Below are 15741 nucleotides of genomic sequence, written 5' to 3' on the forward strand. Positions count from 1 at the left end.
ATGCCCGCGTTATTCAGACGATCAGCATCGCACCAATCAACTGATGAGAGAGGCCTACTTATACGTTATTATTACAGGTAAGCATAGCCTATCACCGCGGATCGGCTGCTCTAAGCTGATTGTATGATCAATTTTCTGTCAGTTGAGCACAGGGAGAGGAACGTGACCTGCTCCTTTGGCAGGACCGCTGGAATCAGGATCATCGATATAGTCATAAAAGACATTCCGCTGCCTGGGAATGTATCCCGATTCCGTAATACAGCGGCGAATTGTCTCAACTGTCAGATGATGAGTCGTCCCCGCCTGAGAGACCACGTTTTCCTCGATCATCAGACTGCCCATGTCATTCGCACCAAAAAAGAGTGCCATCTGTCCCGTCTTTTCGCCTTGAGTCACCCAGGAAGACTGAATGTTCTGGAAGTTATCCAGGTACAGTCGGCTCACCGCCTGCGTCTTGAGATATTCAAATGCTCCCGCGGGCGGAACATAATCCATGTCCGTGTGTTCCGGTTGCAGAGTCCAGCAGATGAATGCCGAAAAGCCATGCGTTTCGTCCTGCAGTTCCCGCAATCGATCCAGATGCTCGATCCGTTCTGCCAGTGTTTCGATATGACCGAACATCATCGTGGCGCTCGAAATGCCCCCCAGTTCATGCCAGACGCGATTCACTTCCAGCCACTCATCGGTCAGCGCTTTGCCGCGCGTGATCTCTTTACGAACCCGATCGACGAGAATTTCACCCCCTCCACCAGGCAGACTTCCCAGACCAGCGTCTTTGAGGCGTACGAGCACTTCGCGCAAAGAGAGCTTATTGACTTTCGTGAAGTGATGAATTTCAGGAGGACTGAAGCCGTGCACGTTCACCGTCGGATAACGTTCGCGCAGATCCCGCAGCAGATCTTCATACCATTCCAGCTTCAGCGTCGGATGCAGGCCCCCCTGCAGCAGGATCTGATCGCCGCCCAGTTCGATCGTCTCTTCAATCTTTTCATACAGCTGCTCGGGTTTGAGCACGTAGACTTCCGGAGACTTGGGATTACGATAGAAGGCGCAAAAATCACAGACCGCCGAACAGGAATTCGAATAGTTGATATTCCGGTCGATGTTGTAGGTCCGGTAAGGCTCGGGGTGCAGTCGCTTCGTGACTTCGTTGGCTGCCTTGCCCAGCGCGACCAGATCGTGAGACTCCATCAGTTTGAGTCCCTCTTCTCGATTCAGACGTTCGCCGGCAACAGCTTTATCCAGCAGAGATGCAATTTCGGAAGACAAGAGGAACCCCCTCGGGCGCTAGTCCCGTTTTTATGGCTAATTCTTGAAACAGTCGTAACCCGCAACACTCTGCGGGTCCCAGATAAAAACTCAAATTATTCTTCAGATAGCTTTCAGCAAGCGATTCGTCAATGCCCAGCTTCGGCGCTTCCCGGCGGGCAATCTCGTCCAGCAGCGTCACACCTTTATCGCGTGCCTGACACAGCGCAGTTTCCAGCGAACCGGTTTCCTGATCGCGTCGCACTGCCCACATCGCAAACACAAACGGGAGCCCCGTCCACCGTAACCACTCTTCTCCCAGATCCCATGTCGCTGCAAAGCTGGATTCCGGCGTGTGGATCGCACGATCGCCAATCAGTAAGATCGCATCCGCCGTACTGGACTCGATGGTCTTGTCGAGAGGCAACGGCTCCACTTCCGGATAAACGCCATACTGTTCTGCCAGCATGATGCGAACCAGGGTCGCGCTCGTCCGTGATCCCATATCCAGCGCAAGTCTTTTGATTTGCCCCAGAGGAACCCTGCTATACATCTTGACACTCAAGACCGGTCCCTGCGTTGCGACACAGGCATTGGAAATGATTTCGTATTCGGAACTCCGGATCACTTCAATCGAAGGGATTAATCCCACGTCAATCCGCCCGGCCGCCAGATCATCTGCCAGCAGGCTGGGATAATCCAACATCAGTTCAGCATTATCGGCGAGCTCTTCCAGATCTTCAATCAAGGGCTTCGAGTTGAGATAGGAGACCGCCCCCACACGAATCGGGGGTGGAATCAAGTCAGACATTATCGTTTGGCTTTCATTTCCGGTTGGTTTGTCCAACTTATTATAGCCAGCAATCTTCATCTCGCAATCAGCTCACACTATGGTAATTCATCCAGAGAACGTACTCTGGTGCACATTCTGACTGTAGGTGTTACAATTCCGTAAGTAACTTGGCATACATTATCTTATTCTAGCAGTTTATGCCCCCTCAATCAGCGAATATCCACTTGAAAATTCAAGGACAGACCAAATTTGGCGTCCTTCTGCAGATGATTTCCACAACTACAGGCAGCAGAAAGCAGCATTAGCATGACAGAACAGAGCCTCTCTCAGGTTGGCTTTATCGGAGCTGGTCGTATGGCAACCGCTCTCGCAGGCGGATTGATTTCATCCGGATTCACAACAAAAGACCATGTCTGCGCCAGCGACACCTATGCAGCCGCCCGGGAAAAGTTCGTCCAGGAGACCGGCGCACGCTCTGTAGAATCGAATCAGCAGGTCATGGAACAGTCAGAGATCATCATTCTCTCGGTCAAACCACAGCAGATTCCCGACGTCCTGCACGAAATCAAATCCTCGGTGACCAGCCAGCATCTCCTGATCTCCATCGCCGCCGGCTGCCCGCTGTCACTCTTCCTGGACACTCTGGGAGAATTCACTCGCATGATCCGCGTGATGCCCAACACTCCCTGTCTGGTTAAACAGGGAGCCTCGGCTTTCGCGCGTGGCGGACAGGCATCGACAGAAGATGCGCAGCTGGTGGAGTCGTTACTCTCCACCGTAGGCATCGCGTTCGAAGTCCCCGAGTCTCAACTTGACGCCGTCACCGGACTGTCAGGCAGCGGCCCTGCCTATATCTACCAGGTCATCGAAGCCCTCAGTGATGGCGGCGTCCGCGTCGGCCTGCCACGACATATCGCCACGCAACTCGCAGCCCAGACCGTCAAAGGGGCCGCAGAGATGGTCCTGCAGACAGGCGAACACCCAGGCACACTCAAAGACGCCGTCACCAGCCCGGGGGGAACGACGATCGCCGGGATCCATGCGCTGGAAGCAGGCGGCCTGAGAAACAGTCTGATGAACGCCGTCAGCGCCGCCACAAATCGCTCCATGGAACTCGGTAAAGGCAAATAAAGTCCCTGAATACACGTCCGCGTTTTTTGTGACCAGACGATCTTTAATTGATTTAACCCGCTTGTGCTGACTGAGTCCATCTCTCAAAATAAAGAGAGGTCCCTGCACAGTTTCAGTGAACTTGTTCCGGCAGTTCGCCAGAACTTTCGTTTGATGATTAATCCCAGAGGACCTGACAACACCCGAATCAACGCCTCGAATCACCCCGCCTGCATCCACCGGGAGATACAACCATGCTGACCCAGTCTGTTCGTGCCACCCTGTTACTCTCCTGCCTGTTATTGATCAGTCCCACCACATCACAGGCAGCAGAACCCGATTTGAAGAGTCTTTTATCTCAGCCGATCCTGGAGAAAGATCTTCCCTGGAAAGAAGTGCAGGCCTTCATTGCTCCGCGTGTTCCCGGTATGCCTGACATCAGCTCTGTTGAGGAATGGGAAAAATACATCTCACAGGTCCGCAGCAACGTTTTGAATAAAGTGGTCTATCGCGGAGAAGCAGCAAAATGGCGGGACTCCCCATTGAAAGTCGTCTGGCTGGAAACCATCGAAGGGGGCCCCGAATACAAAATCCAGAAATTACGCTTTGAAGCGTTGCCCGGCCTGTGGGTGCCCGCGCTGTTGTATATTCCCAACAACCTGACAGGCAAAGTTCCTGTCGTCATGAACGTGAATGGTCACGATCGCAACGGGAAAGCAGCCGACTACAAACAGGTCCGCTGCATCAACCAGGCAAAGCGGGGCATGCTGGCACTCAACATCGAATGGCTGGGCATGGGCCAGCTGAACGTTCCCGGTTTCACACATTACAAGATGAACCAACTAGACCTGTGTGGCACCAGCGGACTGGCTCCCTTTTACCTGTCAATGAAACGCGGCCTCGATGTCCTCTTATCGCATCCCCATGCCGATCCCCAGCGGGTTGCGGTCGCCGGACTTTCCGGTGGTGGCTGGCAGACTATCTTCATCAGTTCGCTCGACGAACGGGTGACTCTGTCCAACCCGGTGGCCGGCTATTCCAGCTTCCTGACGCGCGTTTATCACACCAAAGACCTGGGAGACTCCGAACAGACCCCCAACGATCTGGCCGTCTATGCTGACTACACCCATTTAACAGCCATGCGGGCACCCCGCCCCACCCTGCTCACCAACAATTCCAAAGATAACTGCTGTTTTGAATCCGGCTATGCACAGCCACCACTGTTAAAGGCCGCTTTCCCGATCTTTAAACTCTACGAAAAAGAAAATAATCTGCAGAAACACGTCAACGATGATCCCGGCGATCACAATTTTCTGAAAGACAATCGCGAGGCCCTGTACCGCATGCTATCGGCTCACTTTTCCGAACCGGGAAAACCGCTGCCGGTAAAAGAAATGGAATGTAACGCCGAACTCAAAACCGCAGAGGAACTCAAAGTCGAGTTACCCGAAGACAACGCCGACTTCCACACGCTGGCGCTCAAGCTCAGCCGGAGTCTACCGCGACGTACGAAAGCCTCTCCTGAGAAACAGCGGGCGGCTCTGAAAAAGATCGTGCACTTCAAACCCGCAGAGACGCCAGTTGATGCCACACAAACCAGTCAGGCAACAACCGGCAAAACAACTGTCAGCTTCTGGAAACTCAAGATCGATCAAAACTGGACTGTGCCCGCAGTCGAATTCTCCAATGGTCCTTCTGAGTCCACAACGATCCTCGTGGCTGACGCAGGTCGTAAAGACATGACCGAGCAGGTTCAGAAACTGCTGGCACAGGGTGAAACCGTTCTGGCGGTAGACCCCTTCTACTTCGGTGAATCAAAAATCAGCCAGCGCGACTTTCTGTATGGTCTGCTGGTCGCCGCTGTCGGAGAACGGCCACTGGCTATCCAGGCCAGCCAGTTAACATCGATTGCACACTGGTTGCGCGAACAGAAAAAACAGACATCCGTCAAAATCCAGTCTACCGGCCCTCGCAGCAGCCTGTTCACACTCGTTGCAGCCGCCATCAGTCCCGAGAGCTTTTCCAGCGTGGAACTGCAGGGCTCACTGGGCTCGCTGAAAGAAGTGATTGAGCAGGACCAGTCTGTCAACCAGGCCCCCGAGCTCTTCTGTTTTGGATTACTGAAACAGTTCGACATTAAAGACCTCGTCGCGCTGGCTGGAAAAGAGAACGTCAAATTTATTGATCCCAGCGAACGTGTGAAACAGGAACTCTCTCAGGTCCAGGTAAAAAAAGACGTTGATTATCTCGGCGCAGGACGCAGCGAAAAACTGGACCTGTATCTGCCCGATCCTCAATTTCGCAGTGGCCCCTATCCCGCGGTGGTCATCATTCACGGTGGTGGCTGGCACGGCGGTGATAAGGCAGCCCGCCGCGAGTTGAATATCGGAAACAATCTGGCAAAAGCCGGCTATGTCTGTGCCAGTATCAACTATCAACTTGCCAAAAAGCATTCCCGGTTTACGGACAATCTCAGACAGGTCTGGCCTGGCAATCTGCAGGACTGCAAAACAGCGGTCCGCTATTTAAGAAAACATGCGAAACAGTACCAGATTGACACCGACCACATTGGCGCGATTGGCGGATCAGCAGGAGGACATCTGGTCGCCATGCTGGCCGTGACCGGCGATGATCCCGAACTCGATCCGAAAGGCCCCTATGCCGATTATTCAACAAAGATTCAGGCCGTCGTTCCCATGTACGGCGCACACGACCTGATTACCCTGGCAAAATCACGCGATCTGCTGGACTCGTTCACGGATGAGGAGAAAGCACTCAGCAGACAGGCTTCTGCCGTCTCGCACCTCACAAAAGACGATCCCCCGTTCCTGATCTTACATGGAACCAAGGATACAACCGTTCCTGTAGAACAGTCAAAACTGCTGCAGGCAGCCCTTCAGAAAGAGAATATGCCTTCTGAACTGCTGATTATTGAGGGTGCCCCACACAGTTTCCATCTGCAACCCAGCCAGCAGGATCTCAGACCTGCCGTGATCGGTTTCTTCGATCGCCACCTGAAACCCTGAGCACAACGCATCCCACTGGAGTTGACACAACCCCGGACTCTGCTAAAATAAAACCAAATGTAGCCAAGGCTACATTTAGCGGTTAATTTACACCCACCAGAATTTCTGGAGTTAATCAATGCGAAAGCTTCTCGCTTTCAGTCTCATACTGGGTCTGCTGGCAGGTTGTCAGTCGAAACAGGATTCGGTTCCCGAAAAGTCTCCTGACCAGCAGCAGTCACAGAAACAGCCGAATTATCCGATTCCGGTCGCAGCGACGGTCGGCATGGTGGCAGATCTCGTCAAAAATGTGGGACGTGAATATGTGGCCGTAACGCAAATCATGGGTTCGGGCGTCGACCCGCACATGCACAAAGCCAGCCGGGACGATGTGCAGACCATCATGAATTCCGACATGGTCTTCTATTCCGGCCTGATGCTGGAAGGCAAGATGGCGGACACCCTGGTCAAGGTCGCGCGGAGCAAGCCGGTCTTCGCGGTCACCGAACTGATTAATCCGAAAACTCTGCTGGAGCCCGACGATTTCAACGGGCACTACGACCCCCACGTCTGGATGGATGTCGCAACCTGGTCGCTCTGCATTGATGCGGTGAAAGATGCCTTGAGCCAGTTTGATCCCAAACATGCCGCGGTCTATCAGAAAAACGCCTACGAATACAAACTGCAACTGGCAACCCTGCATGAATACGGTTTGAAAACCATCAAGTCCATCCCGGAAGACAGTCGCATTTTAATTACATCACACGATGCCTTTAATTACTTTGGACGCGCCTATGGTCTGGAAGTGCTCGGCGTCCAGGGAATCTCAACCGAATCGGAAGCAGGCCTGAAACGGATTAATGAACTCGTCGATCTGCTGGTCTCTAAAAATGTTAAAGCCGTCTTTGTGGAGAGCAGTGTTTCTAAAAAGAACATCACAGCATTAATCGACGGTGCTAAAGCACAAGGCCATGAAATTGTGATTGGCGGCGAACTGTTTTCAGACGCCATGGGTGAAGCCGGCACCTATGAAGGGAGTTACATCGGGATGCTGGACCATAACTTCACAACCGTTGCCAGAGCACTTGGCGGCACCGCCCCGGAAAAAGGCATGCAGGACAAACTAACCCCCTGACGCAATCCAGCCAACCCACTTCTCGAGCGCAACAGACTTTTTTCTCTTTCATTCAATGAAATAATTTCAAACTTATGAATATCAGCGAGAGTTCTTTATCAGATCGGCACAATGCTGCTTCAACTGCTGACATACCACTCTCTGTCTATGATCTCACAGTCGCCTACCATCGAAAACCGGTGATCTGGGATGTCAGTTTTGATATCCCTCCCGGAAAGCTGATCGGCATTATCGGACCGAACGGCGCGGGAAAAAGTACGCTGCTCAAAGCGATTATGGATCTGATCCCTAAAGCATCCGGGCGGGTTCAGATCTTCGGCAAACCCTATCAGAAAAACCGGCAACGCGTAGGCTACGTTCCCCAGCGGGAAAGTGTCGACTGGGATTTTCCCGTGGATGCCCTCGATGTGGTGACTATGGGGCTCTACAAAGAGATCGGCTGGTGCCTGCCTGTTCGCAAGAAACACAAAGCCCGCGCCATGGAAGCGCTGGAGCGCGTGGGAATCGCCGACTATGCCCGCCGCCAGATCAGCCAGCTGTCAGGTGGACAGCAGCAGCGAACCTTTCTGGCCCGCGCGCTGGTCCAAAATGCCGATCTGTATCTGATGGACGAACCTTTTGCCGCCGTCGATGCAGCCACCGAAAAAGCCATCGTCCAGATTCTGCAGGAAATGAAAGAAGCCGGCAAGACTGCACTCGTAATCCACCATGACCTGCAGACCGTCCCCGAATATTTTGACTATGTCATCCTGCTCAACATGCGGGTGATCGATCACGGCTTGACCGCGGATGTTTTCACGCCGGAAAATCTGCAGAAAACGTATGGCGGCAGACTGACGCTGCTCGAAGAAGCGACCGAAACAATGCGACGTCGGGAGCAGTCTTTATGAGACTGTTCGTAATGGTATTCCTGCTGATGAGCCTCTGCCCTTTCACGACACTATGCGCAGCCGACAGCGCAGGCGCGCCCGCTTCACAGAAATCCATTACAGACCGCAGCATTTCTCTACCCGAGTGGAAAGACTGGAAACGCGTTTTCTTTCTGGAAGACTACAACACGCGCATTGTCATTCTGGGAACGACACTCCTGGGAATGTCCGCCGGCATGATCGGCAGTTTTGCCCTGCTCAGAAAACGGGCTCTGATGGGAGATGCGTTAAGTCATGCCACGCTGCCCGGTATCGCGCTGGCATTTATTCTCGCAACCTCATTCGGCATGAATGGCAAGACTCTGCCTGTGCTGTTGTCAGGCGCTGCCATCAGCGGACTGCTGGGAATCGCATCGATTCTGCTGATTCGCAATTTGACTCGCTTGAAAGAAGACGCCGCGCTGGGCATCGTCCTCAGCGTATTTTTTGGAGCGGGAGTCGCCTTACTGGGAATCGTCCAGCAGATGCAGACCGGACACGCAGCGGGGCTGGAATCGTTTATCTATGGTAAAACAGCATCAATGGTCGCCAGCGACGCCTGGCTGATCGGTAGCGCCGGCCTGACCTGTATGCTGATTTCAATCTGTCTGTATAAAGAACTCACCCTGCTCTGTTTTGATGAAGGCTTTGCCCACTCGCGTGGCTTTCCCGTCGTCCTGCTCGACATGATTCTGATGGGACTGGTTGTTGTCGTGACCATCATCGGTCTGCAGGCTGTCGGTTTGATTCTGATGATTTCACTCCTGGTGATTCCCCCTGCCGCCGCCCGATTCTGGACAGAAAAGATCTTTTATCTCTCGCTCGTTGCCACGATCCTTGGTGCGCTCAGTGGGATGATTGGTTCCGCCATGAGTGCGATTTTTCCGAATCTCCCTTCCGGTGCAATGATTGTCCTTGTCGCCACCAGCATGTTTCTGGTCAGTATGATTTTCGGCGTTCCCCGGGGAATTTTGATCCGCAAACTCAGACGCTATCAGCTGAATCGAAAAGTAGATCGACAACACCTGCTGCGCAGCATCTATGAATACCTGGAAGCACACCACATGCTGACAGACGACACGAAACATCCCGTCCCCATCGCAGACCTTTATCAGATGCGCAGCTGGTCGCTGGCCGCACTCCAGAATATCATTCAACGTGCCCGCCAGGAAGACCTGCTGCAGACAGTAGACGGGGACCAGGTTCGCTTCACAGACCTGGGACTGACCGAAGCCGCGCGAATCGTTCACGAGCATCGGCTCTGGGAACTGTATCTCATCACTTATGCCGACGTTGCTTCCAGCAAAGTCGATCGGGACGCCGATGCCATCGAACATGTCCTGGAACCGGAAGTCATTTCCGAACTGGAAACATTGCTGACTCAACAGTCGTCTACAGAAATCCTGGCAAGCCCTCATACCCTCCAGATCAAACCGGGCAATTCCGATTCATCAGACCCCGAATCCCGGAGGTCTGGTTCATGAACGTGCTGACAGAAGCTTTGAGCCAGTGGAACTGGTATCTGGATGGCTGGATCATTGTCGCCGGAATTCTGTGTTCTGTCGCAACCGCGCTGCTGGGGAATTTTCTGGTCCTGCGAAAAATGAGCATGCTCGGGGATGCGATCACGCATGCAATTCTCCCCGGTCTCGCTGCTGCGTTTTTTATCAGCGAGAGCCGCAGCAGTCTGCCCATGTTTGTGGGAGCCGTCATCGCAGGTATCCTGACAGCACTGTTCACAGAATGGATTCGCGGCTTCGGGAAAGTGGACGAAGGCGCTTCCATGGGAGTGGTCTTCACGTCTCTGTTCGCACTGGGTCTGGTCATGATTGTCCAGGCGGCCGACCATGTTGACCTGGACCCCGGCTGCGTGCTGTACGGTGCCATTGAGCTGACTCCCCTCGACACAGTCCTGATCAACGGCTGGGAAATCCCCCGCGTGGTCGTTGTGCTCTCCATCGTCCTGTTGATCAACCTGCTGTTTGTGGTCTGCTTTCTGAAAGAACTCAAACTCAGTTCATTCGATCCCGCGCTGGCGACAACCACAGGATTTAACGCCACACTGATTCACTATACCCTGATGACACTGGTCGCGATCACCGCTGTCGCCAGTTTCGAAACGGTAGGCAATATTCTGGTCGTGGCCATGTTTGTAGTACCTCCCGCTGCAGCGTACATGCTCACCGATCAACTGGGACGCATGATCGTTCTCAGTGTGATCCTGGCGATCATCGCAGCGGTAACGGGACACATCAGCGCCATTACCGTGCCTCACTGGTTTGGTTATGGCAGCACTTCCACAGCCGGCATGATGGCAGTGACGGCGGGTCTGCTGTTTGTTCTAGCAGCTCTGTTTGGTCCCCGGCACGGCATTCTGATCGTTTTTATTCGACGACAGTTCCTGGCCTGGAAAATTCTCGCAGAAGATATTATCGCTTTGATGTATCGTATTGAAGAGCGTGACCCGGACCGGAAACCTGATGCACGTTACCTGCGCGAGATCCTGTTCTCCCGTGCCCTGCCCACCAGCCTCTTGCTCCGTTTTCTGACCAGCCGGGGACAGATTACAGGCACAAACGGCTATTATAGACTGACAGAAACCGGTCGGGATCAGGCACGTCAACTGGTTCGCTCACATCGTCTCTGGGAACATTACCTGGTCGAGCACGCGGGCATGTCGGCAGAAACCATTCACAGACAGGCCGAACGACTGGAACATTTCACCGATCGCCAGTTACGGGAAAAACTGAATGAGGATACCATCGAGACCGATCAGGACCCGCATGGCAGTCCGATCCCCCCCGAAGATCAGACACCTTGAGTCCGTTTCGCTAAGAGATTCAGGCTCCTCTGGTATTTACTCGCGCGCATTCATATAATCGTTCGTTGATATTTATCACTTTGCCTGATACGCCTCCAGGGGTTCCAGAACAGGATAAAACGAAATGGCGGACAAGCCATGTAACGGACCGGTGAATCGTCGGGAATTCATGCGCGTTGGTTCCTTATGCCTGGGCGGGTTGTCGCTCTCGCAATTGCTGTCATTGCGCAGTGAAGCAGGTCAGACGCGCCAGGACACCTCGGTAATCCTTCTCTTTCTGCATGGCGGTCCTTCCCAGTTGGAGACTTACGATCTCAAACCGGAAGCCCCCTCGGACTATCGCTCCCTCTTCAATCCGATCTCGACCAATGTACCGGGAATGGATATCTGCGAACTCTTCCCCCGCCAGGCCAAAATCGCCGATAAGTTTTCTCTGGTTCGATCCTTGCACCATGATGTGGGAATCCACAGTGATGGTGGCATCATCGTGCTGACGGGCAAACGTCCCACCAAGCTTGATCCGACGTCAGGCTCAAAAAGCGAACACCCCGATTTTGGTTCTATCACCAGCGTCATGCGGGGATTATCGGATAAGGGAACGCCCCCTTATGTCTCGATTCCTTCGAAGATCTACATGGTACAACCGACTTACCTCGGCATGCAGCACGGACCTTTTGAATCCACGGACCCGTCATCTTCAAACTATCGTCCCCCTTCCCTGAAACTGCAGGCCGGACTGGATGGCCAGCATCTGCTGGAACGTCGTCAGCTGTTAAGGCAGTTCGACCAGTTGCGGAATGACCTTGATCTCTCCGGCGACCTGGAAGGCAATGACAAATTTCGCGACCTGGCTTTTCAAATGCTGACCAGCCCCGCAGCAGCCAGATCGTTTGAAATTGACCGTGAACCGGATGACCTGCGTGAACGTTACGGACGCAACATGTGGGGACAGGGCTGTCTGCTGGCACGCCGACTCGCCGAAGCCGGTTGCGGTGTGGTCTCCCTGTACTTCAACACTCCGAAAAACGGACAGGAATTCACGAACTGGGATGACCACGTTCTCAACGCGGGCCGCCCGGGACATTTCGCCAAATACATGAAAGTCCGTCTGCCTTATATGGACCAGGCACTGGCGACACTCATCGAAGACATTCACGAACGAAATCTGGAGAAAAAAATCATGGTCGTAGCGGTTGGTGAATTCGGACGCACCCCCCGACTCTCATCGAATAACTCGGGAACCGGTCGTAACCACTGGCCCCAGGCATACACCGCACTCTTTTCAGGCGGCAATCTTAAAATGGGACAAGTCGTCGGTGCCACCAATTCCAAAGCAGAGTACCCGACACACAACCCCTGCACGCCACAGGATATGCTGGCCACCATCTACCAACACCTGGGCATCGATTACACCCAATCCCTGGTCGACCATCAGGGACGCCCCATTCCCATTCTGCCCCACGGAAAACCGATTGCCGGGCTGATCTGAAACTTGCTCTGAGCTTATCCTTGCATCGGCGTCTGAATTCCCTGCATCAGCAAACCCGATCGCTTCCAGGGGATCTTCTATGTTCGCAGCAGACGGAATCCAACCACCACACAAAGAATGGCCGAGGGGAGGCGTGACATCAAATCGAAAAGCGGCAATCTGCAGTTTCATGGTTTCCTCAACTGATCAAAGACAGATTCTGTCATTCAGCATATGAGGAATAGCATGCAAAAACGAGACTTACACCCTTTTTTCGTGGTTAATGCTCTGGAGGAACAGTGACTTCCTCTTCTTCTGGCTCCTTTGCCGATTCCTGTTCATCTGCAGGAACCCAGCCACGATCGACGATCAGTCGTGCTCCGCGTCGGAAACTGAGATAGGACCAGGCCCACTGCATCACGACCAGTACGCGGTTTTTAAATCCGGTGAGATAAAAGACGTGCACGACCAGCCAGACCACCCAGGCAAAAAAACCGGTCAGCTTGAGCCGTCCCATTTCCACAATGGCGCGACTGCGGCCGATGGTTGCCATCTGGCCTTTGTCCCGAAAATGGAACTTGCTGCGTGGCTTGCCTTTGACTTCATGGCGGATTGTTTTGCCGATAAATCGCCCCTGCTGTAATGCAACGGGGGCTGTTCCCGGCAGCGGACTTCCTGTCTGATGTGTAAAACTAGCCTGGTCGCCAGCCACAAAGACATTCGGATATCCTTCCAGGCTCAAATCCGGTTCGACGAGGACTCGGCCTCGATTATCAACGTGCATGCCCCCTGACTGTCCGAGCTCAGAAGCCTCGACTCCCGCAGCCCACAATACAGTCGCTGCTCGAATTCGCTCATCCCCCAGCTGCACACCCTCATCGTTGATATCGGTGACCACAGAGGAAGTCCAGATCTGAACTCCCAGATTCTCCAGGTCACGTGCGGCCCGGTTGGATTGTTGCTCAGAAAACATAGGCAGAATTCGCGGTCCTGCTTCCACGAGAATCACACGGGTATGACTCGGATTGATTCGGCGAAAATCACGGGACAGAGTAAAGCGACTCATCTCCCCGATGGCGCCTGCCAGTTCAACACCGGTAGGACCACCACCGACGATGACGTATGTCAGATACTTCTTCTGTTCATCGGGATCGGTAATGCGTTCTGCATGCTCGAAGGCAGAGAGTACCCGCTTGCGAATTTCCGTCGCCTGCGAGATCGTCTTCAGGCCGGGTGCATATTTTTCCCATTCATTATGGCCGAAATAACTGTGTGTCGCACCGCAGGCCAGAACCAGATAGTCATATTCGAGCTCACCGAAATCAAATTTGACTTTCTGCGCGGGAAGGTCAATTGATTCCGCTTCCCCCAGGAGCACGCTGGTGTTGCGATAGGCTGAGAGCAGGCTGCGAATAGGGGTGGCAATGTCCGCCGGACTGAGACCGGCCATCGCAACCTGATAGAGCAGTGGTTGAAACAAGTGGTAGTTATGGCGATCCACCAGAGTGACGTCCACTCCGGCTACTCCCCCCAGTTCCAGTGCCGCGTTCAATCCGGCAAAACCACCGCCGATGATCAGTACCCGTCTGGAATCGGACTTGCTTCGAGGGTTCTGTATAGTATTCATTTCACTAAATTTGTTAGACAGGACGATCTATTCAATCAGACAGAAGTAAGCGCCCCTTTTAATGCCGATTAAGAAAACACACTATAGCCATTCTAGTCGATTCGTCCATACACACAAAATATCTTCTTGAAAAATCGAGGCGATCTGACCGGAAACAACAATTTCAAGTGAATTTCAGGCAAGAATCTCATGAATCACTTCGCCATGCACGTTCGTCAGGCGGCGTTCGATTCCGTTGTGGTACCAGGTGAGACGGGTGTGATCAATCCCCAGTAGATGCAGCACGGTGGCGTGATAATCGTGCCAGGCAATCGGTTTTTCGACGGATTTCCAGCCGAATTCGTCAGTGGCACCATAACTGAAGCCATGCTTGAGCCCGCCCCCCGCCATCCAGACCGAAAAACCATTCATATTGTGATCGCGGCCCGTACCGACCTGATCGGAAGCTGATTGTGTAAACGGGGTCCGCCCAAACTCCGTGGAAAAGAGCACCAGAGTGTCATCCAACATGCCCCGCTGCCTCAAATCCTGAACTAAAGCCGCAACAGGCTGATCGATCCGGGCTGCTTCGCGAAGATGGTTCCCCTTCACATTTTCATGGCCGTCCCAGTTGATGCGTGGTGAACCAAACGGGCCCCCGGAAAACAGTTGTACAAATCGAACTCCCTGCTCCAGTAAGCGTCGCGCCAATAGACAGTTACGGGCAAAAGGTGCCGTCACTTCGGAATCAAATCCATACAGGGACTGAGTTGCCGCAGTTTCGGCGGACAAATCCGTCACCCGGGGCACTGCCAGCTGCATTTTGGCAGCCAGCTCATGGCTGCGAATCCGGGCTTCGAGATCACTGTTCGCCCCCATCCGCTCCAGGTGCCCCTGATTGAACTGGTTTAATAATTGACGACTGGCCTGTTCCGTGGTTTTCGAGATCTCACGCTCCGGGAATAAATCGCGGATCGCTGGCCCCTGAGATTGAAATGGCACTCCCTGATGCAAAGCGGGTAAAAACCCATTCGACCAGTTGATCGTTCCCGCAGCGGGATAGCCACGTACATCAGGCAGCACAACGAACGAAGGAAGTTCATCGGTTTCACATCCCAGACCGTACGAAAGCCAGGAACCGAGAACCGGAAAACCATTCAAACGAAATCCGGTATTCTCCTGGAACGTTGCCGGTGTGTGATTGGCGGAATCCGCTTTCATTGACCGCAACAAAGTGAGCTCGTCCGCCTGGGCCGCGATGTGCGGAAACAGATCGGAAATCCAGAGGCCACTCTCCCCGCGCTGGCGGAATTCAAAATCGTTTTTGCGTAACAGCCCCACCTTTCCAAAAAACGTTTCCGGAGTTTTATCCGTGGGCATCGCCTTCCCATGCAGGGCTTTGAGCGAGGGCTTATAGTCAAAGGAATCCAGATGACTCAGACCGCCAATAAGACAGATATGAACCACCCGTTTTACCCGAGGGGGAAAATGAGGTGCCGGCGAAACCTGTTTGTCTGGCGATTTTCCTCTTACAGATTTCTGATGTAACAGCAGATCCATCAGCGCCGTTCCTGCCAGACCAGTCTTGGCCCAGGAAAAGAATTCACGACGCGACATCGCATGATCTTTATTTTGAAATGACATTCT

11 protein-coding genes are annotated in these 15741 nt (G+C 53.4%); 7 read left to right on the top strand and 4 right to left on the bottom strand.

All coding sequences use genetic code 11. The annotated features are described in order from the left end of the window. Positions 1-138 precede the first annotated feature (138 nt). Positions 139-1269: a cyclic dehypoxanthinyl futalosine synthase gene (gene mqnC / locus ACN0YN_RS16150; RefSeq protein ID WP_417386058.1), complete on the bottom strand. Its 1131-nt coding sequence runs from the start codon at positions 1267-1269 to the stop codon at positions 139-141. Next, a complete protein-coding gene (locus ACN0YN_RS16155; protein ID WP_417386059.1) occupies positions 1238-2059 on the bottom strand; it encodes a menaquinone biosynthetic enzyme MqnA/MqnD family protein in 822 nt (273 codons plus the stop codon). Before ACN0YN_RS16155 ends, mqnC begins: the two co-directional genes overlap by 32 nt. Before the next feature lie 288 nt (positions 2060-2347). On the opposite strand from ACN0YN_RS16155, the gene proC reads away from it, so the two are divergent. The 7 genes from proC to ACN0YN_RS16190 all read left to right on the top strand — a co-directional run bounded on the left by proC (position 2348) and on the right by ACN0YN_RS16190 (position 12509). Continuing rightward, on the top strand, positions 2348-3172 hold the full coding sequence (proC, locus tag ACN0YN_RS16160) for a pyrroline-5-carboxylate reductase (RefSeq protein WP_417386060.1): 825 nt from the start codon (positions 2348-2350) through the stop codon (positions 3170-3172). 233 nt (positions 3173-3405) lie between these two features. After that, a complete protein-coding gene (locus tag ACN0YN_RS16165) occupies positions 3406-6177 on the top strand; it encodes a prolyl oligopeptidase family serine peptidase (RefSeq protein WP_417386061.1) in 2772 nt (923 codons plus the stop codon). Positions 6178-6295: 118 nt separating this feature from the next. Then, positions 6296-7291: a metal ABC transporter solute-binding protein, Zn/Mn family gene (locus tag ACN0YN_RS16170; protein WP_417386062.1), complete on the top strand. Its 996-nt coding sequence runs from the start codon at positions 6296-6298 to the stop codon at positions 7289-7291. Positions 7292-7365: 74 nt separating this feature from the next. After that, positions 7366-8181: a metal ABC transporter ATP-binding protein gene (locus ACN0YN_RS16175; RefSeq protein WP_417386063.1), complete on the top strand. Its 816-nt coding sequence runs from the start codon at positions 7366-7368 to the stop codon at positions 8179-8181. Further along, positions 8178-9683, top strand: a complete 1506-nt coding sequence (locus tag ACN0YN_RS16180; RefSeq protein WP_417386064.1) for an iron chelate uptake ABC transporter family permease subunit — start codon at positions 8178-8180, stop codon at positions 9681-9683. The genes ACN0YN_RS16175 and ACN0YN_RS16180 overlap by 4 nt, the downstream gene beginning before the upstream one ends. Further along, on the top strand, positions 9680-11020 hold the full coding sequence (locus ACN0YN_RS16185; RefSeq protein WP_417386065.1) for a metal ABC transporter permease: 1341 nt from the start codon (positions 9680-9682) through the stop codon (positions 11018-11020). The genes ACN0YN_RS16180 and ACN0YN_RS16185 overlap by 4 nt, the downstream gene beginning before the upstream one ends. Before the next feature lie 124 nt (positions 11021-11144). Then, complete coding sequence (locus ACN0YN_RS16190) at positions 11145-12509, top strand: DUF1501 domain-containing protein (RefSeq protein WP_417386066.1); 1365 nt, start codon at positions 11145-11147, stop codon at positions 12507-12509. 259 nt (positions 12510-12768) lie between these two features. On the opposite strand, the gene ACN0YN_RS16195 is transcribed toward ACN0YN_RS16190, so the two are convergent. Beyond that, on the bottom strand, positions 12769-14115 hold the full coding sequence (locus tag ACN0YN_RS16195) for an NAD(P)/FAD-dependent oxidoreductase (protein WP_417386067.1): 1347 nt from the start codon (positions 14113-14115) through the stop codon (positions 12769-12771). 174 nt (positions 14116-14289) lie between these two features. Then, a complete protein-coding gene (locus tag ACN0YN_RS16200) occupies positions 14290-15738 on the bottom strand; it encodes a DUF1501 domain-containing protein (RefSeq protein ID WP_417386068.1) in 1449 nt (482 codons plus the stop codon). Positions 15739-15741 lie beyond the last annotated feature (3 nt).

This window comes from Gimesia sp., from assembly GCF_048260065.1.
GTDB lineage: Bacteria > Planctomycetota > Planctomycetia > Planctomycetales > Planctomycetaceae > Gimesia.

Excerpts from the sequence above, each read along its gene's own strand:
- ACN0YN_RS16155 (WP_417386059.1), bottom strand. The coding sequence starts at position 2,059 with ATGTCTGACTTGATTCCACCCCCGATTCGTGTGGGGGCGGTCTCCTAT.
- proC (WP_417386060.1), top strand. The coding sequence starts at position 2,348 with ATGACAGAACAGAGCCTCTCTCAGGTTGGCTTTATCGGAGCTGGTCGT.
- ACN0YN_RS16165 (WP_417386061.1), top strand. The coding sequence starts at position 3,406 with ATGCTGACCCAGTCTGTTCGTGCCACCCTGTTACTCTCCTGCCTGTTA.
- ACN0YN_RS16170 (WP_417386062.1), top strand. The coding sequence starts at position 6,296 with ATGCGAAAGCTTCTCGCTTTCAGTCTCATACTGGGTCTGCTGGCAGGT.
- ACN0YN_RS16175 (WP_417386063.1), top strand. The coding sequence starts at position 7,366 with ATGAATATCAGCGAGAGTTCTTTATCAGATCGGCACAATGCTGCTTCA.
- ACN0YN_RS16180 (WP_417386064.1), top strand. The coding sequence starts at position 8,178 with ATGAGACTGTTCGTAATGGTATTCCTGCTGATGAGCCTCTGCCCTTTC.
- ACN0YN_RS16185 (WP_417386065.1), top strand. The coding sequence starts at position 9,680 with ATGAACGTGCTGACAGAAGCTTTGAGCCAGTGGAACTGGTATCTGGAT.
- ACN0YN_RS16190 (WP_417386066.1), top strand. The coding sequence starts at position 11,145 with ATGGCGGACAAGCCATGTAACGGACCGGTGAATCGTCGGGAATTCATG.
- ACN0YN_RS16195 (WP_417386067.1), bottom strand. The coding sequence starts at position 14,115 with ATGAATACTATACAGAACCCTCGAAGCAAGTCCGATTCCAGACGGGTA.
- ACN0YN_RS16200 (WP_417386068.1), bottom strand. The coding sequence starts at position 15,738 with ATGTCATTTCAAAATAAAGATCATGCGATGTCGCGTCGTGAATTCTTT.